The 23,558-nt window shown below is 61.0% G+C and carries 25 protein-coding genes; 8 read left to right on the top strand and 17 right to left on the bottom strand.

All coding sequences use genetic code 11. The features are described 5' to 3' along the window. Positions 1 to 13 precede the first annotated feature (13 nt). A complete protein-coding gene (locus tag FHX09_RS02540; protein WP_007798957.1) occupies positions 14 to 799 on the top strand; it encodes a YdcF family protein in 786 nt (261 codons plus the stop codon). A gap of 4 nt (positions 800 to 803) precedes the next feature. Here FHX09_RS02540 and FHX09_RS02535 read toward each other — a convergent pair whose 3' ends face one another. After that, the gene (locus FHX09_RS02535) at positions 804 to 1,286 is read right to left on the bottom strand and encodes a hypothetical protein (RefSeq protein WP_132589294.1); all 483 of its coding nucleotides are present in this window, start codon (positions 1,284 to 1,286) and stop codon (positions 804 to 806) included. 123 nt (positions 1,287 to 1,409) lie between these two features. Here FHX09_RS02535 and FHX09_RS02530 point away from each other — a divergent pair, with 123 nt between their 5' ends. Then, entirely contained in the window at positions 1,410 to 2,045 is a 636-nt protein-coding gene (locus FHX09_RS02530) for a trimeric intracellular cation channel family protein (RefSeq protein ID WP_132589292.1), read from the top strand. Between the two features lies 1 nt (position 2,046). Here FHX09_RS02530 and irrA read toward each other — a convergent pair whose 3' ends face one another. Beyond that, a complete protein-coding gene (gene irrA, locus FHX09_RS02525; RefSeq protein ID WP_132589290.1) occupies positions 2,047 to 2,466 on the bottom strand; it encodes an iron response transcriptional regulator IrrA in 420 nt (139 codons plus the stop codon). A 303-nt stretch (positions 2,467 to 2,769) separates the two neighbouring features. Here irrA and fabA point away from each other — a divergent pair, with 303 nt between their 5' ends. The 3 genes from fabA to fabI are packed head-to-tail and all read left to right on the top strand — an operon-like array spanning position 2,770 to position 5,378. Continuing rightward, entirely contained in the window at positions 2,770 to 3,285 is a 516-nt protein-coding gene (gene fabA / locus FHX09_RS02520; RefSeq protein WP_007798967.1) for a 3-hydroxyacyl-[acyl-carrier-protein] dehydratase FabA, read from the top strand. A gap of 58 nt (positions 3,286 to 3,343) precedes the next feature. Then, positions 3,344 to 4,567, top strand: a complete 1,224-nt coding sequence (gene fabB / locus FHX09_RS02515) for a beta-ketoacyl-ACP synthase I (RefSeq protein WP_007798970.1) — start codon at positions 3,344 to 3,346, stop codon at positions 4,565 to 4,567. Positions 4,568 to 4,571: 4 nt separating this feature from the next. Then, entirely contained in the window at positions 4,572 to 5,378 is an 807-nt protein-coding gene (gene fabI / locus FHX09_RS02510) for an enoyl-ACP reductase FabI (RefSeq protein WP_132589288.1), read from the top strand. A gap of 53 nt (positions 5,379 to 5,431) precedes the next feature. Here fabI and FHX09_RS29605 read toward each other — a convergent pair whose 3' ends face one another. The 12 genes from FHX09_RS29605 to rimP form a co-directional block, all read right to left on the bottom strand. After that, positions 5,432 to 5,524, bottom strand: a complete 93-nt coding sequence (locus FHX09_RS29605; protein WP_245505431.1) for a hypothetical protein — start codon at positions 5,522 to 5,524, stop codon at positions 5,432 to 5,434. Between the two features lie 31 nt (positions 5,525 to 5,555). Then, positions 5,556 to 5,834, bottom strand: a complete 279-nt coding sequence (locus FHX09_RS02505; RefSeq protein WP_245505430.1) for a nuclear transport factor 2 family protein — start codon at positions 5,832 to 5,834, stop codon at positions 5,556 to 5,558. 70 nt (positions 5,835 to 5,904) lie between these two features. After that, complete coding sequence (locus tag FHX09_RS02500) at positions 5,905 to 6,921, bottom strand: class I SAM-dependent methyltransferase (RefSeq protein WP_132589286.1); 1,017 nt, start codon at positions 6,919 to 6,921, stop codon at positions 5,905 to 5,907. Between the two features lie 75 nt (positions 6,922 to 6,996). Continuing rightward, positions 6,997 to 9,138 carry a polyribonucleotide nucleotidyltransferase gene (pnp, locus tag FHX09_RS02495; RefSeq protein WP_132589284.1) on the bottom strand — a complete coding sequence of 714 codons (2,142 nt, stop codon included), beginning with the start codon at positions 9,136 to 9,138 and terminating at the stop codon, positions 6,997 to 6,999. A 316-nt stretch (positions 9,139 to 9,454) separates the two neighbouring features. Next, positions 9,455 to 9,724, bottom strand: coding sequence for a 30S ribosomal protein S15 (gene rpsO / locus FHX09_RS02490; RefSeq protein ID WP_007528962.1), 270 nt, complete (start codon positions 9,722 to 9,724; stop codon positions 9,455 to 9,457). Between the two features lie 157 nt (positions 9,725 to 9,881). Then, on the bottom strand, positions 9,882 to 10,733 hold the full coding sequence (locus FHX09_RS02485; protein ID WP_184449266.1) for an alpha/beta hydrolase: 852 nt from the start codon (positions 10,731 to 10,733) through the stop codon (positions 9,882 to 9,884). A gap of 137 nt (positions 10,734 to 10,870) precedes the next feature. Further along, positions 10,871 to 11,803 carry a tRNA pseudouridine(55) synthase TruB gene (gene truB / locus FHX09_RS02480; protein WP_007798982.1) on the bottom strand — a complete coding sequence of 311 codons (933 nt, stop codon included), beginning with the start codon at positions 11,801 to 11,803 and terminating at the stop codon, positions 10,871 to 10,873. A gap of 12 nt (positions 11,804 to 11,815) precedes the next feature. Next, the gene (gene rbfA, locus FHX09_RS02475) at positions 11,816 to 12,223 is read right to left on the bottom strand and encodes a 30S ribosome-binding factor RbfA (RefSeq protein WP_007798984.1); all 408 of its coding nucleotides are present in this window, start codon (positions 12,221 to 12,223) and stop codon (positions 11,816 to 11,818) included. A gap of 75 nt (positions 12,224 to 12,298) precedes the next feature. Then, on the bottom strand, positions 12,299 to 15,034 hold the full coding sequence (gene infB / locus FHX09_RS02470) for a translation initiation factor IF-2 (RefSeq protein WP_183720889.1): 2,736 nt from the start codon (positions 15,032 to 15,034) through the stop codon (positions 12,299 to 12,301). 102 nt (positions 15,035 to 15,136) lie between these two features. Then, the gene (locus FHX09_RS02465) at positions 15,137 to 15,826 is read right to left on the bottom strand and encodes an RNA-binding protein (RefSeq protein ID WP_007798986.1); all 690 of its coding nucleotides are present in this window, start codon (positions 15,824 to 15,826) and stop codon (positions 15,137 to 15,139) included. After that, positions 15,826 to 17,430: a transcription termination factor NusA gene (gene nusA, locus FHX09_RS02460; RefSeq protein ID WP_007798988.1), complete on the bottom strand. Its 1,605-nt coding sequence runs from the start codon at positions 17,428 to 17,430 to the stop codon at positions 15,826 to 15,828. Before nusA ends, FHX09_RS02465 begins: the two co-directional genes overlap by 1 nt. A gap of 61 nt (positions 17,431 to 17,491) precedes the next feature. Further along, positions 17,492 to 18,097 carry a ribosome maturation factor RimP gene (gene rimP / locus FHX09_RS02455; RefSeq protein WP_132589278.1) on the bottom strand — a complete coding sequence of 202 codons (606 nt, stop codon included), beginning with the start codon at positions 18,095 to 18,097 and terminating at the stop codon, positions 17,492 to 17,494. Between the two features lie 226 nt (positions 18,098 to 18,323). Here rimP and FHX09_RS02450 point away from each other — a divergent pair, with 226 nt between their 5' ends. Both FHX09_RS02450 and FHX09_RS02445 read left to right on the top strand, forming a co-directional pair. After that, positions 18,324 to 19,955 (top strand): MFS transporter, encoded by a 1,632-nt coding sequence (locus FHX09_RS02450; RefSeq protein WP_132589276.1) that lies wholly within the window; start codon positions 18,324 to 18,326, stop codon positions 19,953 to 19,955. An 8-nt stretch (positions 19,956 to 19,963) separates the two neighbouring features. Next, entirely contained in the window at positions 19,964 to 20,419 is a 456-nt protein-coding gene (locus tag FHX09_RS02445; protein WP_132589274.1) for a GNAT family N-acetyltransferase, read from the top strand. Positions 20,420 to 20,421: 2 nt separating this feature from the next. On the opposite strand, the gene FHX09_RS02440 is transcribed toward FHX09_RS02445, so the two are convergent. Together FHX09_RS02440 and recR are read right to left on the bottom strand one after the other, a co-directional pair. Next, positions 20,422 to 21,675, bottom strand: a complete 1,254-nt coding sequence (locus FHX09_RS02440) for a lytic murein transglycosylase (protein ID WP_132589272.1) — start codon at positions 21,673 to 21,675, stop codon at positions 20,422 to 20,424. Positions 21,676 to 21,683: 8 nt separating this feature from the next. Beyond that, positions 21,684 to 22,289 carry a recombination mediator RecR gene (gene recR / locus FHX09_RS02435; protein ID WP_007798999.1) on the bottom strand — a complete coding sequence of 202 codons (606 nt, stop codon included), beginning with the start codon at positions 22,287 to 22,289 and terminating at the stop codon, positions 21,684 to 21,686. A gap of 56 nt (positions 22,290 to 22,345) precedes the next feature. On the opposite strand from recR, the gene FHX09_RS02430 reads away from it, so the two are divergent. Then, positions 22,346 to 22,969, top strand: a complete 624-nt coding sequence (locus FHX09_RS02430; RefSeq protein ID WP_184449264.1) for an MOSC domain-containing protein — start codon at positions 22,346 to 22,348, stop codon at positions 22,967 to 22,969. Here the strand turns inward: FHX09_RS02430 and FHX09_RS02425 are convergent. Next, a complete protein-coding gene (locus FHX09_RS02425) occupies positions 22,966 to 23,502 on the bottom strand; it encodes an alpha/beta hydrolase (RefSeq protein WP_184449262.1) in 537 nt (178 codons plus the stop codon). The two genes, FHX09_RS02430 and FHX09_RS02425, sit on opposite strands and share 4 nt — an antisense overlap. Positions 23,503 to 23,558: the final 56 nt, after the last annotated feature.

Genomic DNA, 23,558 nt, shown 5'->3' with positions numbered 1-23,558 from the left:
GAGGAAGGCATCCTTGTTTCTCTTTTCAAAGCTCGTCTGGGTGTTCGGGCAACCTTTGTCGCTCGCTTTTCTTTTCGTCGTGTTTGCCCTGGTAGGGGGTCTTTTCCGCTGGCGCGCGACAAGCCTCGTTTCCTCCGCGATTGCGGGCCTCATCCTGTTCGTCACGCTCTACACGACCGCCGGCAACTACCTTCTGCAGGGTCTGGAGGATCGGTTTGTTAAACCGCAGGATCCGGCAAATCTGCAGTGCATGATCGTGCTCGGCGGCGCTTTCGAGAACGAGGTGAACACCGCCCGCCACGGCATCGAGCTCAATGCCGGTGGCGATCGCTTCGTCGAGGCGCTGCGTCTGGCACAGAAATATCCGCAGGCGCGAATCTTGATTTCGGGCGGCGATGGATCGATCTCCGGAATCTATGAAGGCGACGCGGTGATTTCGGCGCGCTTCTTCCCGATGTTTGGTATCGGCGGGGAACGCCTGGTCGAAGAAACGACGTCGCGGACGACGTTCGAAAACGCCATGAACACCAAGGAACTCCTGGCGAGCCAAGGCCTTTCGAATTGCCTGCTGATCACCTCAGGCTATCATATGCCGCGGTCGGTCGGCATTTTCCGCAAGCTTGGCATCGACGTCGTGCCCTGGCCGACCGACTACCGGACCGACGGGCGGGAGAGCCTTAGCCTCGATTTCACACAGCCGAGCCGAAACGCTCAGAACCTGGCGACAGCAATCCGCGAATGGTTCGGGCTTGTCGGCTACTATCTTGCCGGCCGGACCTCAGAATTCTATCCCGGCTGAACCGCTATTTCTTGGAGATCGTCACGAACTTGGTGCCGCGCACACGGGCCGTGACGATACAGGGCTCCTTCTCCTTGTCGACATCCGGGCGATCGCAGAAGCGCGGGTGCATTTTCATCGCCAGCACCATGTTGCCGAAGCGCTTCACAAAATCATAGCCGTAGATCTGGGCGGTCGCGATCATGAAATAGCCGCCCTCGGCGACCTGCAGATAGAAATTGTAGGTGCAGCCGTCGTCATTGCACTGCGGCCCCTTCTCTCCGTCGCAAGTCAGCTCGCCCTCGTTGACGACGGCGTCTATCAGGCCGTCGTTGTTGATATCCTGGCGGATGACGTAGCCATCCGAAAACTCGGCCTTGGTGCACTGCTCCCGAAAGTGCTTCTTCTCATAGATCTCCGGGTCCGAGATAAGCGACTGTTGGGCGAAGGCCGCAACCGGGGCGGCGAGCAACGCGGCAATGTTCAGAGCGATCAGGAGCGTTTTCACGAAGGGCTTCTCTTTTGGTCGGATAAGGACGCTGTTGGCCGCGCAGTTTGCTTGATCCGCCTTGCGCCGCCCTTGCCGCCGTGATTCATTTCGCAAAGATACACGTCGGTTCTGGAGGACTGCATGCCGCTGTTCGTCTACGTGGATTATGCCGGCGTTGCGCTCTTTGCGGCAACAGGCGCGCTCGCGGCTTCGCGCAAGCAGCTCGACCTGATCGGCTTTCTCTTCTTTGCGATCGTTACCGGCACTGGCGGCGGCACGGTGCGCGACATTGTCCTTGGCCGCGTGCCGGTATTCTGGGTTCTGAACCCGACCTATGTCATCGTCTGCTGCGCCGTCGGCATCCTGGTGTTCTTTACCGCCCACCTGGTCGAGTCGCGCTATCGCTTGCTGATCTGGTTGGATGCCATCGGGCTCTCCGCCTATTGTGTGATGGGTGCGGCAAAGGGCCTCGCGGCCACCGGCTCGCCAACGATCGGCATCGTCACCGGAACACTGACGGCAACCTTCGGCGGGATCTTGCGCGATCTTCTGGCCAATGAGCCGTCAGTATTATTGCGGCCGGAAATCTATATCACGGCAGCACTCGTCGGCGCCGGCCTGTTTACAGCTGCGAACGCGCTCGACCTACCGCTTTATGCAGCCTCCGCGGTCGGTGTCATCGCAGCCTTCTCCGTGCGCGGCGGCGCGCTGTATTTCGGCTGGACCTTCCCAACCTACAAAGCCAAGCCCGGCCGGCACCCTGATGATGTGATGTGAATCAGCGCCGCTTCTGGCGCAGGCGGATCACCACGTCGACATGCGCGATTTCGAGGCCTTCCGGCGGCTCCGGCAGATTGCCGATGGTCAGGTTGCTGACCGGAATATCGAGCACATCGTTTTCGCCTTCGATGAAGAAGTGGTGATGGTCGGAGATGTTGGTATCGAAGTAGGTCTTGGCGCTTTCGACCGCAAGAACCCGGATCATGCCGGCCTCGGTGAACTGGTGCAGCGTGTTGTAGACGGTCGCCAGCGACACCGGCACGCCCGCCTGCACAGCCTCCTCATGGAGTTCTTCAACCGTCAAATGCCGATCGCCCTTAGCAAAGAGCAGGTCGCCGAGCGCGACGCGCTGGCGCGTCGGACGTAGGCCGGCGTGCCTCAGCCGTGCCTCAATGGTAAGCGGGGCCTCTGCCACCATCCAACGAACTCCGGTTAATCTAGCGTCAAGCAATCAGGTTTCATTAGCCATATAACTTTTGCGCAAAAGCGTTTCAATAGTTTCAATGGGGACAAAGAGTGCTAAAGCGCCGTAAAATCGGGCTTTTGACGCAATTAGTGCTGGCCGGGGGCTTGGCCTTCCTGTATGCGACCACCAAATAAGGCGCGCAGCCGGTCCTCCCAAGGTGGGTGAAGCTCAGTCATGCTTATGCTTCATTTTCCGCTGAAGTTGGACTAAACGTTCACATCCATCGGCATAGTTGCGGGGGGAATTAGAGTTTTCATGGCGACGAAACAATCCAGCTTCAACTACGAGGAAATTCTGGCCTGCGGCCGCGGCGAACTGTTCGGTCCGGGCAACGCGCAGCTTCCCCTCCCCCCGATGTTGATGGTTCATCGCATTACCGACATTTCCGAAACCGGCGGCACCTTCGACAAGGGCTACATTCGCGCTGAATACGACGTGAAGCCTGACGACTGGTATTTTCCCTGCCACTTCCAGGGCAACCCGATCATGCCGGGCTGCCTTGGCCTTGACGGCATGTGGCAGCTGACCGGCTTCTTCCTGGGCTGGCTGGGTGAGCCCGGGCGCGGCATGGCGCTTTCAACAGGCGAAGTGAAGTTCAAGGGCATGATCCGCCCGACAACGAAGCTCCTTGAGTACGGCATCGATTTCAAGCGCGTCATGCGCGGCCGCCTGGTTCTCGGCACCGCCGATGGCTGGCTGAAGGCCGACGGCGAAACCATCTACCAGGCCACCGACCTGCGCGTCGGCCTGTCCAAGGACAAAGAAGCCTGATTGCACCGGGCATACATGCCCGGTTTCCAAGTTAGAAAAAACGAAAAGGTCGAAACACATGAGACGGGTAGTTGTCACGGGTCTGGGCGTTGTTTCCTCGATCGGCAATGATGCTGCCGAGGTCACTGCCTCGCTGCGCGATGCCAAGTCCGGCATTTCCTTCTCCAACGATTTTGCTGAACACGGCTTCAAATGCCAGGTATGGGGTCGCCCGACGCTGGATCCGACCGATCTGGTCGATCGCCGCGCCATGCGATTCCTGTCGCAGGGCGGCGCCTGGAACCATGTCGCCATGAAGCAGGCGATCGCGGATTCCGGTCTGGAAGAAGGCGATATCAGCAACAACGAACGCACTGGCATCATCATGGGCTCCGGCGGCCCGTCGACGCGCACGCTGATCGAAGCGGCCGACATCACCATCAAAAACAACAGCCCGAAGCGCATCGGTCCGTTTGCCGTGCCGAAGGCGATGTCCTCGACGGCATCGGCGACGCTTGCCACCTGGTTCAAGATCCATGGCGTCAACTACTCGATCTCGTCGGCCTGCTCGACCTCGGCGCACTGCATCGGCAACGCCGCGGAAATGATCCAGTGGGGCAAGCAGGACGTCATGTTCGCTGGCGGCCACGAAGACCTCGACTGGACGATGTCGAATCTCTTCGACGCCATGGGCGCCATGTCTTCCAAGTACAACGACACGCCTGATACGGCTTCGCGCGCCTATGATGTGAGCCGCGACGGCTTTGTCATTGCCGGCGGCGCGGGCGTCCTCGTCCTGGAAGAGCTAGAGCGTGCCAAGGCGCGTGGGGCGAAGATCTACGCCGAAATCGTCGGCTACGGCGCGACCTCCGACGGCTACGATATGGTCGCTCCGTCGGGTGAAGGCGCGATCCGCTGCATGCGCCAGGCGCTCGCGACCGTTAAGGGCGATGTCGACTATATCAATACGCACGGCACCTCGACCCCTGTTGGTGACAGCAAGGAGATCGGCGCGATCCGCGAAGTCTTCGGCGACAAGATTCCTCACATCCAGTCGACCAAGTCGCTGACGGGCCACTCGCTGGGCGCAGCGGGCGTGCAGGAATCGATCTACTCCTTGCTGATGATGCAGGCCGGCTTTATCGGCGAAAGCGCGCATATCACCGAGCTCGACCCGGAATTCGACGGCGTTCCGATTGTTCGCAAGCGCATCGACGATGCCAAGATCGACATCGCCCTTTCCAACTCTTTCGGCTTTGGCGGCACTAACGCCACGCTCGTCTTCCAGCGCTACAACGGATAATAGTATGACGGGAATTATGCAGGGTAAGCGCGGCCTCATCATGGGCGTCGCGAACAACCATTCCATCGCGTGGGGAATTTCGAAGGCTCTGGCAGCGCAGGGCGCCGAACTCGCCTTCACCTATCAAGGTGACGCTCTCGGCAAGCGGGTCAAGCCGCTGGCCGCTGAAGTCGGATCCGAATTCGTTCTGCCTTGCGACGTCGAGGACATCGCCTCTGTCGATGCCACCGTCGATGCTATCAAGGAGCGCTGGGGCAGCCTCGATTTCATCGTTCATGCCATCGGTTTCTCCGACAAAAACGAGTTGAAGGGACTTTACGCGGACACGACACGCAACAACTTCAGCCGCACGATGGTGATATCCTGTTTCTCCTTCACGGAAATCGCCAAGCGCTGCGCACCGCTGATGAATGAGGGCGGTTCTATGTTGACGCTGACCTACAACGGCTCGACGCGCGTCATCCCGAACTACAATGTCATGGGCGTTGCGAAGGCCGCTCTCGAGGCGTCGGTACGCTATCTGGCTGCGGACTACGGCCCGAGCGGCATCCGTGTCAACGCGATCTCCGCCGGCCCGATCCGGACGCTTGCCGGCGCCGGCATTTCCGATGCACGCGCGATCCTTTCGTGGAACCAGCGCAACTCGCCGCTGCGCAAGACGGTGACGATTGATCAGGTCGGCAATTCCGCCCTCTACCTGCTGTCAGACCTTTCCGCTGGTGTGACCGGCGAAATCCATTTCGTCGACGCCGGGTTCAACATCACCTCGATGCCGACGCTCGACGCGCTGCGCAGGGCAGACGTGGAATAAAGACGGAAAGCCGGGCTTGAGGACGAGCCCGGCTTTCCTTCAAAACCCATCCTCTAGGGATGCGTGACCTGCCGCAAGATAGCCGCAGAATCCCTGGCGCCCCAGCGGGTCGTAATCTTTCCGTTTTCGACGACGAACCATTCCATCGCAGCGACCTCGTAGCTTTTGCCGGTCGGGTCATGACCAACGAGACCACGAAAGAAGCCGGAATAGCGCCCGCTTTAAGCGGACCACGACATTCCTTCCCTCGGCGGCGATATCGAGGATCTCGAGATCTGTATTCATACCCTCATGGAGCTCACGCCAGATGGGTTCGACGTCATCCAGGCCCCCATATCCCAAGACACCGTAAACCCGCGCATCGGCGGCAAACAGCTCTCGCCGTGCCGCCATGTCGAAGCGATTGAATGCCTCAACATACGCCCTCACGAGCGTCTTGTTGGCTTCCGTCTCCATGCCTCTTGCCCGTTGTCTCTCCATCTGCAGCAAGTCTGGCAGATCTCCCAAGGCTGCCTATGCGGACAGCTTACTTCTTCGCCCAAAGTACCTTGAAGCGGGCATTGCGGCACGTCTCGCCGCTTTCCTTAAAGTTCGCAGCCAGCACGGGCTCATAGGGCAAGCCACGATTGGCAACCAGCAGCAGGCGGCCGCCGCCGCGCAGTGCAGACGCAGCCGTCTTTATCATCGCCTGACCGAGCGACGGCTCCGCCGCATGGCCCTCATGGAAGGGCGGGTTCATGATGATGAGGTCGTACTTGTCCTTGACCAGTTCGCCCGCCAGATCAAGCCAGAAGAAGCGTGCAGGCACCTCGGGGCAGTTCTCCGCCAGATTTGCCTTGGCGGCCTCCAGAGCGGCGTGATTGGCTTCGTAGAGGTCGAGACGGCTGACACCGGGCGAGCGCTGCGCCAGTTCGACCGAGAGATAACCCCAACCGGCGCCGAAATCGGCGACATCGCCGGTGAAATCAGAAGGCAGGCGCGAGGCGAGCAGCTCGGATCCGTCATCGATGCGGTCGTGCGAGAACATGCCCGCCGCGGCCACGAAGCGACCGTCGACACGAACCGGCGGTTTGGCAAACTTGCCGACGATCTCACTGATATCGGCCGGCCGCGCGAACCACAGTGCGACGCCGTGATACTTCGGCATATGCTCGATCTCGAGGCCGAGGCTTTCCATCCGCTTGCGCAGCGACTGGATGCCATCCTCCTTGCCGCCGGCAATCACGATGAGGCCGTCGACCTTAACACGCTGAAGGGCAGCCGCGATATTCGCCTCGTTCTCGCCCTTATGCTTGTTGCACAGCACCAGAACGGCGTCGTAGCCCTCGCCTTCGATCTCAGGTGCGGTTTCGATGCGCTGGGCGAGCAACTGCCGGTAAAGTGGCCGGAGGCCCTGTACCGCGCTCAGCGAGGCGGCAAAGGCTTCCGGCAGCGCGAAGCCCGCCTCGGCACCGAGGAAAAGCACGTGCTCGCCCTCGCCAGGCGCCTCGACGGTACCGCTTACAAAGGGGTGGAACAGTGTCTTCAGCGTCTCGCTGCTCATGGATCTATCTCGTCCTCGAATACAAAAAGGGCGCGGAAATTACCCCGCGCCCATGACGTCTTGGGAAGGCGCAGCTTACTCGGCTGCAGCTTCTTCCTTCTTCTTGTCGGCAGGGATTTCCTGGCCGGTCGCCTGATCGACAATCTTCATCGACAGGCGGACCTTGCCCCGTTCGTCGAAGCCGAGAAGCTTGACCCAGACCTTCTGACCTTCCTTGACGACGTCCTGCGTCTTGGCAACACGCTCGGAAGCAAGCTGCGAGATGTGGACGAGGCCGTCGCGGGCGCCGAAGAAGTTGACGAACGCGCCGAAGTCGGCGGTCTTGACGACCGTGCCTTCGTAGATCTGGCCGACTTCCGGTTCTGCAACGATCGAGTGGATCCACTTGCGGGCCGCTTCGATTTCCTTGCCGGAAGAAGAGGCGATCTTGACCGTGCCGTCGTCTTCGATGTTGATCTTTGCGCCCGTCTTTTCAACGATTTCGCGGATGACCTTGCCGCCGGAGCCGATGACTTCGCGGATCTTGTCGACCGGGATGTTCATGACTTCGATGCGCGGAGCGAATTCGCCGAGCTGGCCGCGGCTCTCGGTGATGGCCTTTGCCATTTCACCGAGGATGTGGGCGCGACCGCCCTGAGCTTGGCCGAGAGCGACCTTCATGATCTCTTCGGTGATGCCGGCGATCTTGATGTCCATCTGCAGCGAAGTGATGCCGTCGGCCGTACCAGCGACCTTGAAGTCCATGTCGCCGAGGTGGTCTTCGTCACCGAGGATGTCGGAGAGGACCGCAAAGCGGTCGCCTTCGAGGATCAGGCCCATGGCAATACCGGCAACCGGCTTAGCGAGCGGAACGCCGGCGTCCATCAGAGCAAGCGAGGTGCCGCAGACGGTTGCCATCGAGGACGAGCCGTTCGACTCGGTGATCTCGGAAACGACACGCAGCGTGTAGGGGAATTGCTCAGCAGTCGGCAGCATCGGACGGATAGCGCGCCATGCGAGCTTGCCGTGGCCGATTTCGCGGCGGCCCGGGGAGCCCATGCGGCCGGTTTCGCCAACCGAGTAGGGAGGGAAGTTGTAATGGAGCAGGAAGCGCTCCTTGTACATGCCCGTGAGCGAGTCGACATACTGCTCGTCTTCGCCAGTGCCAAGCGTCGCAACGACGATCGCCTGTGTTTCACCGCGCGTGAAGAGCGCCGAGCCGTGGGTGCGCGGCAGGAGGCCGACTTCGGAGACGATCGGGCGAACGGTTTCGAGATCGCGACCGTCGATGCGGCTCTTGGTGTCGAGGATGTTCCAACGAACGATCTTTGCCTGCAGGTGCTTGAAGATCGCGCCGACTTCTTCGGCCGTGTACTTGGCTTCGCCTTCTTCCGGCAGGAAGTGCGCCTTGACCTTCGCCTTGACCGCGTCGACGGCAGCGTAGCGCTCAGCCTTCTGCGTGTTCTTGTAGGCGATGCGAAGCTCGGCTTCGAAATGCTTCAGCATTTCGCCTTCGAGTTCGGAATAGTCTTCCGGCTGGAAGTCGCGCGGCTCCTTGGCGGCCACTTCGGCGAGCTTGATGATCGCGTCGAGAACCGGCTGGAAGCCGCGGTGGCCGAACATGACGGCGCCGAGCATGACTTCTTCGTTGAGTTCCTTGGCTTCGGATTCAACCATCAGAACAGCATCGTGCGTGCCAGCAACGACGAGGTCGAGGATCGACTCGTCCATCTCGTCGAGATGCGGGTTGAGGACGTATTCACCGTTGATGTAGCCGACGCGAGCGCCGCCGACCGGGCCCATGAAGGGGACTCCGGAGAGGGTCAAAGCTGCCGAGGCAGCAACCATCGACAGGATGTCCGGGTTGTTTTCCAGGTCATGCTGGATGACGGTGACGACGACCTGCGTGTCGTTCTTGTAGCCTTCCGGGAAGAGCGGGCGGATCGGGCGGTCGATGAGGCGGGAAACGAGGGTTTCGTTTTCGCTCGGACGGCCTTCGCGCTTGAAATAGCCGCCGGGGATCTTGCCGGCTGCGTAGGTCTTTTCCTGGTAGTTGACGGTCAGCGGGAAGAAGTCCTGGCCCGGCTTCGGCGCCTTGGCGGAGACAACGGTGGCGAGAACCACGGTTTCGCCGTAGGTCGCGAGAACGGCGCCATCAGCCTGGCGGGCGATCTTGCCGGTTTCGAGCTTCAGCGGGCGGCCTGCCCACTCGATTTCCACACTATGAGTATCGAACATATGTCTTGTCCTTCAATGCAGGAACATGCACGTCGCCTTCCAAGGCACGGCGCACGGTCAACTGCAATCGGTGTGACGCATCATGGGCAAGACAACGGGAGGCTTTGCATCATCGATCTCCGAAGAGACCGGGCCAAAGCTTGTGAAGCTCTGGCCAAAAGCATCCGGCAATCCTGCCCCATGACAGGTCAACGGTTGGTTTGGCAGAACCGGCCCATCCGGGTCTGCCGGGCAGTCCGCCACGCGTGGCGGGATGGGGAAGTCTCCCCGAAAAAATCCGGCGGGCGTCCGAAAGAGGAGCGCCCGCCGGGAAGCCTTAGCGGCGGATACCCAGGCTGCCGATCAGCTTGGTATAGCGGCCTTCGTCCTTCTTCTTGAGATAGTCAAGAAGCGAGCGGCGGCTCGAAACCATCGTCAGCAGGCCACGGCGGGAATGGTTATCCTTCTTGTGACCCTTGAAGTGTTCCGTGAGGTTGTTGATACGCTCGGTCAGGATGGCAACCTGAACTTCCGGAGAACCGGTGTCGCCTTCGAACGTTGCGTATTCCTTGATGAGAGCCGTCTTGCGCTCAGCAGTAATCGACATCGGATGTTCCTTTCTATGAGAGGAGATTAGGTCGCCAAAAGCCGGGATGTCGTCCAGCTTCGGCCGCGAATGCATCCGGGCAGAGCCCGATTGCTGGCGCTGCGTATAAACCAAATGCGCTGCAATGGAAAGAGGCATGCCGCAGATGGCCGATTCGTCACCGGCCGGCCATCGCCTCGCGTATCATTGCGTTGTACCCCTCGGGATCCTGCAGCATGGCGAAGTGGCTCGCGTCTTTGAGGATGACCAGATTCGACCCTGGAATCTGTTTGGCCATCATCTCGGTGTGGTCAAGCTTGACAGCCTCGTCATGATCCCCAATCGCCAGAGTGACGGGTACTTTGATCTTGCCGAGGTCATCGGCAGTCCACGACGGCTGGCTCGCCCACATCGCCGAGATCTGGGTGACGAAAGCATCGTAATCGTTCGGCGTCGGCGAGAGCTTCTTGTAAGCCTCGCCGGCCGTATTGATGTAGTCGCTGAAGGTCTTATTGGTCATAACGTCGGGCTTCACGCCATCGGTCGTCACGTTCGCAGCCTGCGCAATCACGCGCGTCAACTTCTCCGGATTCTTCATCGCCATATCGATGCCGATGATGCCGCCATCCGACCATCCGACCAGTGTCACCTTGTCGAGCTTCAGGTATTCGAGCAAAGCGACATAATCTGAGGTCATCAGATCATAGTCGAACGGCTGCCCGTTGCGCGTCGAACGACCGTGTCCGCGACTGTCGGCCACGATCACGCGATGATCCTTCGCAAACTCAGCCACCTGATAGCCCCAGACATCGGCGCTACCGAGCCCGCCGTGAATGAACAGGATCGGATCACCCTCGCCGTATTCGGCATAATACATCTTGATGTCGTTGACGGGGGCCATGCCACTAGTCTTTGCAGTGGGCATTGCCGGAAAGGTTGGCAACGTCGCCCAGCGCTCCACAGCGTAAGCGTTGGCGGCCATCAAAACCGCTGCGAAGAACATCAGGATGCCGGCTGCAAGTCTGCGCATGACTGTCTCCAATGAAAGAACACAAGGGGCAAGGCGCCTCGAACTGGCGGCTTTTCCTTGGGTTCGGTTGGTTTTTGACCGGCGTTCTCGCCGATTGGTCGGCCTGCAGCGGGCCGAAACCGGAGGTTTATCAAACCTCAGCCGAAGACGCGCTTCGGACGGAACTCGCCCTGGCCGATCTCGCCGATCGCGATCAGCTTGCCACGGGACGTGGCGTAGGCTTCGCTTTCGGCAACCGGCGCGTCGCGACCACGCACGAGGATCGGATTACCCATCTTCAACCGATGCGCTTGGTCGTCATTGACAACGAGATGCGGCAGCGAGGAAAGCGCTTCGCTGGTATCGATCAGCAGAGCATCCAGGGCAGCAAGCCGCTCATCCGTGTCTTCGATCGCCTCAAGCGCGACGAGATCGGCGAGCGGTACCATGGTCTCTTCGGCAAAGGGCGCAACGAAGCTGCGGCGCAGACCTGATATATGACCATAACAGCCGAGTTCACGACCAAAATCGCGCGCCAGCGCGCGTACATAGGTACCCTTGCCGCATTCGACTTCGAAATGCGCGGTATTGGCATCCTGGCAGGACAACAGCGTCAGACGGAAAACCTCGACCTCGCGCGAGGGGATCTCCACGGCTTCACCATCGCGCGCCAGATCGTAGGCACGCTCGCCGGCAATCTTGATGGCAGAAAACTGCGGCGGAACCTGGCTGATGACGCCGGTATACTTGGGCAGGAGGTCGCGGATCTGCTGTTCGCTCGGGCGCTTGTCGGAACTCTCCGTCACATCGCCCTCGAGATCGTCGGTTGCGCGCTCCTCGCCCCAGGTCACGGTGAACTCATAGATCTTGCGACCGTCCATCACGTAGGGAACAGTCTTCGTCGCATCGCCAAGGGCGATCGGCAGCATGCCCGAGGCCAGCGGATCGAGCGTACCGGCGTGACCGCACTTCTGCGCCTTGAACAGCCACTTGATCTTGGAAACGGCTTCAGTTGAGCCGAAATCGACCGGCTTATCAAGGATCAGCCAACCCGAGACCGGGCGGCCTTTCGGTTTACGTGGTTTGGACATCAGTCTCTTCTACTATTCGTCTTCAGTATCGTGATCGAGGTCGCGGCTCACCTCTGGCGAGCGCAACAACTCGTCGATCTTCTTGTAATTGTCGAAGCTCGTATCGTCACGGAAGCGAACTTCCGGCATGTATTTCATCTGCCGCAGCTGCGGGCCGAGCCGGCCGCGGATGAACTTCGCATTGCGGTTCAGCGCGCCAATTACCGCATCATGATCCGTCACGCCGAGCGGCGTCACATAGGCCGTCGCGATCTTCAGGTCGGGCGACATGCGGACTTCCGAGATTGAAATGACGGTCTTCTCGATCACGTCATCGCGCACTTCGCCGCGCTGCAGAACCTGCGTGATAGCGGCGCGAACCTGCTCGCCGACGCGCAGCATGCGCTGCGAAGGTGCGGAGGTTGTTGGTCTTGTTGCCATTTTTCTTTGCCTCAAAAGGTTCGGGCGCCGGCCTCACATGATCCGGCGCCCGTCCAAATTTCCGATATCACACGATCAGAGCGTACGAGTGATGTGCTCGACGCGGAAGCACTCGATCGTGTCACCGGCGCGGATGTCTTCGTAGTTCTCGAAAGCCATACCGCATTCCTGGCCGGAATGCACTTCCGAGACTTCGTCCTTGAAGCGCTTGAGCGTCTTGAGCTTGCCTTCGTGGATGACGACGTTGTCGCGGATGAGGCGGACGCCGACGCCACGCTCGACCTTGCCTTCGGTAACGCGGCAACCCGCGACCTTGCCGACCTTCGTGATGTTGAACACCTCGAGGATCTCGGCATTGCCGAGGAAGGTTTCGCGGCGCTCCGGCGAAAGCAGACCCGACATCGCCGCCTTCACGTCATCAACGAGGTCGTAGATGATGTTGTAGTAGCGGATTTCGATGCCCTGGCGCTCTGCCAGCGTGCGAGCCTGCACGTTTGCGCGGACGTTGAAGCCGATGATCGCGGCGCCTGATGCCTCGGCAAGCGAAATATCCGATTCCGTGACCCCGCCGACGGCGGAGTGAACGATGCGGGCGCGAACTTCGTCCGTGCCCAGCTTTTCGAGAGCACCGGCGATCGCCTCGATCGAACCCTGCACGTCGCCCTTGATGACCAGCGGGAACTCCTTGACGCCGGCGGACTGCAGCTGCGTCATCATCTGTTCCAGCGAGCCACGCTGGCCCGAATGGCGGGCCGCGGCCTTGTCGCGGGCGAGACGTTGGCGGTATTCCGAGATCTCGCGGGCGCGGCCTTCGTTTTCGACGACGGCGAACTTGTCACCGGCCTGCGGCGTACCGGAAAGGCCGAGCACCTCGACCGGCATGGCCGGCGGGGCTTCCTTGACGTGTTCGCCCTTGTCGGTGACGAGCGCGCGAACACGGCCCCAGACATCGCCAGCGACGATGATCTGGCCGGGCCTCAACGTACCGTTCTGGACAAGAACCGTGGCGACCGAACCGCGGCCGCGGTCGAGCTGGGCTTCGATGACCGTACCTTCCGCCGTGCGGTTCGGATTGGCCTTGAGATCGAGGATTTCGGACTGCAGCAGGATGGCTTCCAGCAGCTTGTCGAGGTTCAAGCCCGTCTTGGCCGAAACTTCGACATCGAGAACTTCACCGCCCATCGATTCCACGAAGACTTCGTGCTGTAGGAGCTGCGTACGCACCTTCTGCGGATCGGCGCTCGGCTTGTCGACCTTGTTGATCGCCACGATGATCGGAACACCGGCCGCCTTGGCGTGGTTGATCGATTCAATCGTCTGCGGCATGACACTGTCGTCAGCTGCAACGACCAGGATCGCAATGTCGGTCGCCTGCGCACCGCGGGCACGCATTGCCGTGAAGGCGGCGTGGCCGGGGGTGTCGATGAAGGTAATCTTCTGACCGTTCTGTTCGACCTGATAGGCGCCGATATGCTGCGTGATACCACCGGCTTCGCCGGCAACCACGTTGGCATGACGGATAGCGTCGAGCAGCGAGGTCTTGCCGTGGTCGACGTGGCCCATGATGGTGACGACCGGCGGACGCGAAACGCGATCGCCTTCCTGGTCGGCAACATTGAAGATGCCGAGTTCGACGTCGGATTCGGAGACGCGCTTGACGGTGTGGCCGAATTCGCCGGCAATGAGTTCAGCAAGGTCGGCGTCGATGACGTCGCCCGGCTTCATCATCTGGCCTTCCTTCATCAGGTACTTGATGACGTCGACGGCACGTTCGGACATGCGCTGCGACAGTTCCTGAATGGTGATTGTCTCCGGCAGGATGACTTCGCGAACAACCTTTTCGCGGGTTTCCTGCATCTGGCTGCGGCGGAATTTTTCCTGGCGGCGGCGCATGGCCGAGAGCGAACGGCCGCGTGCGCTGCCGTCATCGTCAACACCCGCGGTGCTGATCGTCAGCTTGCCGCGACGACGCTCCTCGTCGGTCTTCGGACGGGTCGTTACGGGCTTGGCCGGTTCGGGACGAACGACGCGGCCACGAGCCGGGGCACCACGTGGTGCACCGCGGTCATCATCTTCGCTTTCGCGACGACCACGAGCGGCGGCCGGTGCAGGGGCTCCGGCCGGAGAAGGCCTTGCCGGAGCCGCGGCTGGCGCAGCATCAGGCCGGCGCGCGACCGGGACCGATGGCTGAACGCGCGGCGTTTCCGTACGTGCTTCGACCGCAGCCGCAGCCGGAGCAGGAGCAGGAGCAGGAGCAATAGCCGCTTCGGCAGCGCGCAGAGCCTCTTCGGCAGCGCGGCGCTTGGCCTCTTCCGCTTCCGCGGCCTGGCGTGCAGCATCTTCGGCGGCGCGACGTTTTTCTTCCTCGGCGCGGCGGACCGCATCCTCGGCATCGCGAACCTGCGCCATGGCAAGTGCGCGACGGCGTGCATCCATTTCTTCCGGCGAAAGATGATTCAATACCACCGGACGCGGACGATCCTGCTGGCGCGGCGGCTGCGAAGACGGCGGCTGCGGACGTGACTGCTGGCCACCCGGCGGATGAATACGCGGCTGCGGCGCCTGCGGTGCGCGCGGCTGGTGCGTGCTCGGAGCAGCTTCGGTGCGAGCCGGGGCGGAGCCTACGGGCGTGATCGGGCGTTCGTCTTCCGGACGCATCGGACGCCGCTTGCGGGTCTCGACAACGACCGCCTTGGTGCGACCGCGGCCCATGTCCTGGCGCACGGTGCCCTGGCTCATTCCCGACGGCTTCAGGGTCAGAGTTTTCTTGCCCGGTCCGTTCAGTGTCTTGTCGTCATTGCTATCGGTCATTCGTTCCCGTTCCTTCGGACAGGGAGCGATGACGTCATCAGACCCTGTCGTTCAAATACTGTCGATCAATGATGTAGCAGCCGGCCGATGCCGGTGACCGTATCATTGTTTTTGCCGGCCAGCGCCGCCCGGTGCCCGGGACTGACCGCCACTACGGTACTGTTCGAGCATCTTTGCGCGCTTCACTACACCCTCACCCGCCTGCCCTGCAAGCACTGCAGCATGGATAAAAGTGTTCTGGCCCATCACCCCTTCCATTTCGTCCTCCGAGAAGAGACGGAAGGAAGGTATTTCTTCCTCGGTTTCCATTCCGAGATGCCAAGCCTTGCGAGCCTGGTCTATTTTTCTCACGCCATCCTCGGCGGCATTCGTTGCGTGGAACACGGCGATCGCGGCTCCACTCCTGACTGCGGCATCCACTTTCGCGGAGCCTGTGACGAACTGGCCCGCCTTGCGAGCCATGTTCATCATCTGCATCAATTGCTGCCCGAGCAGCGTCTCGACGGTTTCGCCGAGATCGGCTGCCGCCTTCACATCCGCCTTTAAAGCGCGGGCGAAGAGCTTCTTCGCCACCGCCTTGTCGACCAGCGAACGGTCGACTTTGACCCAACAGCCGCGTCCCGGAAGCTGGCGCTTCAGGTCGGCGACGACAGTCCCATCGGGAGCTGCGACGAAGCGGATCAGCTCATCCGGCGATCCGCTTTCGCGCGTCACGATGCACATGCGACCATTCACGTCATATCCTGCAAGATCGTCGTCCTCAGGAGAAACGGTCGGCTCACGCGCGGACATTATACTTCCTGCTCGGCCTCGGGAGCTTCTTCAGCTTCCGCGTCCTTGGCGAGGTCTTCTTCGGTGATCCAGCCTGCCGCAAGGCGAGCCTGAACGACCATCTGTTCGGCCTCGACGCGCGAAACATCGAATTTGGAGAACAGGCCTTCGAACTTCTTGGTCTCACCGTTTTTGCGTTCGCTCCAGCCGACGAGATCATCAGCGGCGCAGCCGGCAAAGTCCTCGATCGTCTTGATGCCGTCTTCGCCCAGCGCGACCATCATCTGGGCGGTCATGCCGTCGATCTGGCGCAGCTCGTCGGAAACGCCGAGCGCCTTGCGCTTTTCGTCCATTTCGGCTTCCAGGCGCTCAAGGTATTCGCGGGCGCGCGTCTGGATTTCCTGTGCCGTGTCTTCGTCGAAACCGTCGATCGAAGCAATTTCGTCAAGGTCGACGTAGGCAAGCTCTTCGACGGCCGCAAAGCCTTCCGACGCCAGAACCTGGCCGACCATTTCGTCAACGTCGAGCGAATCCATGAACAGGTTGGTGCGCTCGTTGAATTCCTTCTGACGGCGCTCGGACTCTTCGGCTTCCGTCATGATGTCGATGTCCCAGCCGGTCAACTGCGAGGCCAGGCGAACGTTCTGGCCGCGGCGGCCGATGGCCAGCGACAGCTGTTCGTCCGGAACCACGACTTCGATGCGCTCTGCATCTTCGTCGAGAACGACCTTGGCGACTTCGGCCGGCTGCAGGGCATTGACGACGAAGGTTGCCGGATCCTGCGACCACGGAATAATGTCGATCTTTTCGCCCTGAAGCTCGCCAACGACGGCCTGAACGCGCGAGCCGCGCATACCGACGCAGGCGCCAACCGGATCGATCGACGAGTCGTTGGAGATCACAGCGATCTTGGCGCGCGAACCCGGATCGCGGGCGACTGATTTCACCTGGATGATGCCATCGTAGATTTCCGGCACTTCCATGGTGAAGAGCTTGACCATGAACTGCGGATGCGTGCGCGACAGGAAGATCTGCGGGCCGCGCTGCTCTCTGCGAACATCATATACATACGCACGGACGCGATCGCCATAGCGGACGTTTTCGCGCGGGATCATTTCGTCGCGGCGGATGATGCCTTCGCCACGGCCGAGGTCGACAATGACGTTGCCGTACTCGACGCGCTTGACCGTGCCGTTGACGATCTCGCCGACGCGATCCTTGAATTCGTCGAACTGGCGATCACGCTCGGCTTCGCGAACCTTCTGGACGATCACCTGCTTGGCGGACTGGGCAGCGATCCGGCCGAAATCCATCGGCGGCAGCGGATCGGCAATGAAATCGCCAAGGGCAGCATCCGGGTTGCGGTCGCGGGCCAGCTCGAGCGGGATCTGGGTCGAATAGTCCTCGGCCTTGTCGACAACTTCCAGCAGACGCTGAAGGCGGATTTCACCGGTCTTCGGGTTGATGTCGGCGCGGATGTTGGACTCGGTGCCATAGCGGGAGCGCGCTGCCTTCTGGATCGCGTCTGCCATTGCGGCAAGCACGATCTCGCGGTCGATGACCTTTTCGCGCGCCACTGCATCTGCGATCTGCAGGAGTTCGAGCCGGTTCGCACTGACTGCCATTGTCTTTTCTCTCCGTCTAGGCGTCCCGGGTTCCCGTCCCTGGAGCCACAAGTTGATCGGTTTATTCTTCGTCTTCCGCTTCGTTCTGGTTCGCGGCCTCTGCCTTCGCCAGCTTGTCGGCGCGCAGTGAATCACGGATCAGATCGTCGGTCAGAATGAGCTTCGCATCGCTGAGCGCGGTGAAGGGGATAACAACCTTCTGCTCTTCGCCATAGGCAACCTGGTCACGCTCGAGCGTGAAACTATCCGCATCGCTCTCCACGATCTTGCCGCGGAAGCGCTTGCGGTTGGCGATCATGATCGACGTTTCGCACTTCAAAAGGTGTCCCTGCCAGCGGGTGAAATCCGATTTCCGCACCAGCGGACGATCGATACCCGGCGAAGACACCTCGAGATGATACTCCCGATCGATCGGATCTTCCACATCCAGCACCGGAGAAATGGCCATCGAGACCGCCTCGCAGTCCTCCACAGTCATCGTTCCGTCGTTGCGCTCGGCCATGATCTGTAGCGTGGCGCCGTTCTGGTTGAGCATCCGCACGCGGGTCAGGCGAAACCCGATATCCACCAATACGGGCTCTATAATGTCGGCAAGACGCTGGTCGAGACCGGTCTCGGTGATCAACCGCGGCTCAAATTCATTGTCTGCTTTCGTCGGATCCGACAAGCGATGCGCTCCTCGCAATTTCATGCATTGTGGATGATCGCACTAATAAAAAAGAGCGGGTCCTTGCGGCCCACTCTTCATCAAAACGATCAAGATTTGAGAGCCATATAGGCCGATTTTTCTAGAATTGCAAGCTCCGTCGCCAACCTTCCGGATGCGCCCCGGCGCTAGCCAGAGGCATCTTTCGCCATATATTGGCTTTGAGGAACCGGCATCGGGAGGGATCGTGCCTTACACTTCGTCAACACTGGCGCCGTTGCGGCACGAAACCTACCGGACGATCTGGTTTGCAAGCCTTGCCTCGAATTTCGGGGGATTGATACAGGCGGTCGGCGCCGCCTGGATGATGACGACCATCACGGCATCCGAGAATATGGTCGCGCTGGTTCAGACGTCGACAGCGCTGCCGATCATGCTCTTCTCTCTCGTGTCGGGTGCCCTTGCCGACAGCTTCGACCGGCGCCGCGTCATGCTGACGGCGCAATACTTCATGCTCGCGGTTTCTGCGCTACTCACCGTCTTAGCCTATCTCGGCTGGCTTTCGCCGTGGCTGCTCCTTTTCTTCACGTTTCTGATCGGATGCGGTACGGCGCTGAACAATCCGTCGTGGCAAGCGTCCGTCGGCGACATGGTGCCGCGCGCCGACCTGCCGGGCGCAGTCACGTTGAACAGCGTCGGCTTCAACATCACTCGCAGCGTCGGCCCCGCGATCGGCGGCGTCATCGTCGCCGCAGCCGGCGCGGCAGCGGCTTTTGCCGTCAACACCCTGAGCTACTTCGCGCTGATTTACGCGCTGATGGGCTGGAAGCCGAGCCTGCCGGCCTCCACCCTCCCGAGGGAGACGCTGGGCAGCGCGGTGTTTGCGGGCCTTCGCTATGTGGCGATGTCACCCAACCTGCAAAAGGTGCTCCTGCGTGGCCTGATCTTCGGGATCAGCGCCAGCTCGATTCTCGCCCTGCTGCCGATCGTGGCGATCAACCTCGTTGTCGGCGGGCCGCTGACCTACGGTCTCATGCTCGGCTCTTTCGGCATCGGCGCAATCGGCGGCGCGATGCTGAATGATCGGCTGCGCGAACGCTTTTCGAGCGAGACGATCGTGCGGATTTCCTTCGCAGGCTTTGCGCTGAGCGCCGCGATCGCCGCCTTCAGTGCGATTGCCGTCCTGACCTGTGCCGGACTGATGATATCGGGCGCGTGCTGGGTATTGGCGCTGTCGCTGTTCAATACGATTGTGCAGCTGTCGACGCCGCGCTGGGTCGTCGGTCGCGCCTTGTCGCTTTATCAGACGGTGACCTTTGGCGGCATTGCCGGCGGCAGCTGGCTCTGGGGCGTGGCCGCCGACCGCTATGGTGTCTCCGACGCCTTGCTGGCCTCCGCCGTTGTCATGCTCTTCGGCATCGTAGTCGGGCTGCGCTTTGCCATGCCGGCCTTCGCCTCGCTCAATCTCGATCCGCTGAACCGCTTCACGGAGCCGGCGCTCGGCCTTGATATTACGCCGCGCAGCGGCCCGATCGTCGTCCAGATCGATTATGAAATCGCGGATGCGGATGTTCGCGAATTTCTGGCGCTAATGGGCGAGCGGCGGCGCATACGCATTCGCGATGGCGCCCGCAACTGGGCGCTGATGCGCGATCTCGAAAAGCCGGGCCGATGGACGGAGACCTATCACACGCCGACCTGGGTCGAATACATCAGGCACAATCAGCGCCGCACGCAGGCTGATGCGGAAAACATCGAAGGGCTGCGGGCGCTCCACCGCGGCGAGCAACTGCCGCAGGTGCACCGGCTGATCGAGCGCCAAGCCATTCCACCCAATGATGACGTCTTCTACAAGGCGCCGATCGATCTGCACCATTGAGGCAAGACATGTATTCCTTCCGCCCTGCCCGTCATTCCGATCTGACTGATATCATCGGCCTGCTTTCAGATGACGATCTCGGAGCCACGCGCGAAATTGTCTCGGATCCACCAGATGCCAGGTATGCTGCCGCACTCAAGGCAATCGAATCCGATGCCAACCAACTGCTCGCCGTCGCGGCGGATCAGCATGATCGCGTGATCGGCTGCTTGCAGTTGACGTTCATTCCCGGCCTGTCGCGGACAGGTATGTGGCGCGGGCAGATCGAAAGCGTGCGCATTGCCAGAGATGCACGCGGCTTAGGCCTCGGCTCCGATTTCATCGAATGGGCTATGGCGCGCTGCGCCGAGCGCGGCTGCGGTCTAGTACAATTGACCTCCGACAAATCACGGACGGATTCGATCCGGTTCTATGAGAAGCTGGGGTTTGTCGCGAGCCACGAAGGCCTGAAGCGCAACCTATAGACTTACTTCAACTTGCCGATCATCGACGCCTCCGGATAGCAGGTCGGCTTCATGCCGTTCTTTTCCTGCCACTGGCCGATGGACCGACGCGTCTTGTAGCCGGGCAGCCCGTCAGAGCCGCCGACATCGTACCCCTTTTTCTCCAACGCCTTCTGCATGGCTGCGACGTCGGAGCGCAGCATCCTGCCGACATCACCCCACGGCCCCTGAAAGGCGCCGGAACCGTACGCAATCCGATCCGCGAGGTTGCCTATATAGAGCGCGTAGAGGTCGGAGTTGTTGTATTCCTTGATCACGTAGAAGTTCGGCGTAACGACGAATTCCGGCCCGTCGCGGCCGGCCGGAACGAGCATCATGCCGGACGCCTTGCCTTCGTCGGAAGGGAAGGCATTGCCTGATATGCGCTCGATACCGAGCAAGGCCCAGTGCGAGACGGGCTTGGCGAGATCCGGCCCCTCCTGCGCGCAGGAAACCTGAGCGGGAATCGTTACTTCATAGCCCCAGCCACGGCCGCGATGCCACCCCTTCTGGACGAGGAAATTGGCGATCGAGGCAAGCGTGTCGGGCACCGAGGTCCAGATATTGGGATGGCCGTCGCCGTCGAAATCGACGGCATACTTCAGATAGCTGGTCGGCATGAACTGCGGTTGGCCGAGCGCGCCGGCCGATGATCCTTTGAATTCAGCTGGCGTCGCATCACCGCGATCGATGATGTGCAGGGCGGCGAGCAGTTCGGTGCGGAACATTTCCTTGCGCGTCGACATGAAGGCCTTCGTCGCCAGCACCTCAATCGCAGAGTTCGGGATCTTGGCGGCCCCGAAGCCTGTTTCACGCCCCCAGACGGCCAACACGATCGAACCGGGAACTCCGTAGGTTCTTTCGATCTTCTTCAGCGTCGAGGCATATTGCGAAGCAAAACTACGACCGGTAGCGGCCAGCCGCTTCAGCCGATCCTCGTTGAAATACGGTGCCGGGGAAGAAAATTCGGCCTGCGTCTGCTTCTGCTGCTTCGGCGGCGGGAAGCCAGGAGGAGCGAGATCGGTGAGGCCCCAATTCAGTTCGACGCCCGCAAAGGCTGCGCGAAACGCCTTCTCGGAAATTCCATTCTTCTGCGCCTCCGGCCAAAGATCGGTCTGCACCCATCTTTCAAACTGCGCCTCGACATCGGCTTTGGATGCAGAGAGCGCCGGCGAGCACAGCAGCGGCAGCAGCGCCGCCGTTGCGATCAAAAGGCGCCCGAAAATGCGCTTGTTCATGCTTCCCCCTAGATTGCCGTGCGTGCCCTGAGCGCCGCCTGGAGCGTCCCTTCATCGAGATAGTCGAGTTCGCCGCCGACCGGGACGCCGTGGGCGAGGCGCGTGATCTTCACGTCCAGGCCGCTCAGCTGGTCGGTTATATAGTGTGCTGTTGTCTGTCCCTCGACGGTCGCATTGACGGCAATGATCAGCTCTCGGATGCCGCCGGCGCTGACGCGCTCGATCAGGCCGCGGATGTTGAGGTCGTCGGGCCCAACGCCATCCAATGGCGACAGGGTGCCGCCGAGGACATGATAGGCCGCGTTCAAGGCGCCCGCGCGCTCCAGCGCCCAGAGATCGGAGACATCTTCAACGACGATGATGACGGACTGGTCGCGCCGGTCGTCCGTGCAGACCGTGCAGGGATCAACCGTATCTACATTGCCACAATGGGAGCAGATCTTGACCTTGTCATAGGCCTCACCCATCGCATTCGACAAAGGGCCGAGGAGTTGGTCCTTCTTCTTGATGAGGTGAAGCGCAGCCCTGCGCGCGGAGCGCGGCCCGAGGCCGGGCACCTTTGCCAGAAGCTGGATCAGTTTTTCGATTTCGGGGCCGGTGACTCGCTTTGCCATGAGCGGTTATTAGCCCATATGCTGCAAAAACGGAAACATGTTGGGAGCGCCGCTCGATGAAAATCCTCGCCGTCTGCATCGGCAATGCCGAGCGGCTGCCCGGCAAGAGCTACAAGACGGGCATCTGCAAGCATCGGGTCGGCGGCAGAGTGCTTGTCGACGCCGAGGGGCTTGTGGGCGACGCCATCTGTAATCGGAAGCACCATGGCGGTGTCGACCAGGCCGTCTATCTCGAGGGATCGCTGACCCTTGACTGGTGGACGAAGGAGCTTGGGCGACCGATCGAGCCGGGCACTTTCGGCGAGAACATGGTGATCGACGGTCTCGATAACCGCATCGTGTCTGTCGGCGATCGATTCATAGCCGGCGATCTTGTTCTGGAGGTCACCAGCGCGCGCATTCCTTGCTCTACATTTGCCACTCGCATGGGCGACCCCCGGTTCATCAAGCGCTATACGCAGGCAGCGCGGCCAGGCGTCTATTGCCGCGTTCTTCACGGTGGCCCGGTCGCGGCCGGAATGACGGTCGATTATCTGCCCTATAACGGCGAGAAGGTCACGATGCCGGAGATGATCGCCACCTTTGGTAGGATGCTCACAGCGCAAGATCGCAGCCGCTATCTTTCGGCTCCGATTCACTACAAGCTGCGCAATATTCTGGAGGCACAGTCTGGCGCCTAGCGCAAGTGTGTCTCAAACTCCGCCAAAGCTGCCCTCCCCTCGGGCCAATCGCCCAGCCCACTCGCCCCGTTGATGTGACCGCGGGCGCCGATATCGACGAATTGGCTGCCCCAATCATCAGCCTTTGCTCGCGCGTAGTCGATCGAGCCGAAAGGATCGTTGCTGCTGGCGATGACAAGCGACGGGAATGGAAGGGCCGCGACAGGAGGATCGGCAAAGCCGGCAGCCTCCGGGGGGAAAGCCGCCGAGCGCGGGTCCGGCGGCGCAACCAGCAAGGCACCGCCGGCGCCATGCGTGGTACGCTGTGCCCAGTGCGCAACCAGCAGGCAGGAAAGACTATGGGCGACGAGAAGCGGTTCGGCCTTCGATCGGCCGACAGCCCGGTCCAGCGCAGCAATCCAATCGTCAAGATCCGGCAGATCCCAACTCGAGGGCGAAAAACGACGCATGCGCGGGTCGGTCGCCTCCCATCGCGACTGCCAATGTGTTTCGCCAGATCCGCCAATGCCAGGCACCATGATGATATCTTTCATCGCTTCCTTCCTGTTGCTCCGCGCATAAGCTGCGTGAGATAGTCGGCAAACGACAT

The organism is Rhizobium sp. BK538 (assembly GCF_014197575.1).
In the GTDB taxonomy this organism is placed as follows: Bacteria; Pseudomonadota; Alphaproteobacteria; order Rhizobiales; family Rhizobiaceae; genus Rhizobium.
This window is presented reverse-complemented; position numbering and strand designations above follow the sequence as displayed.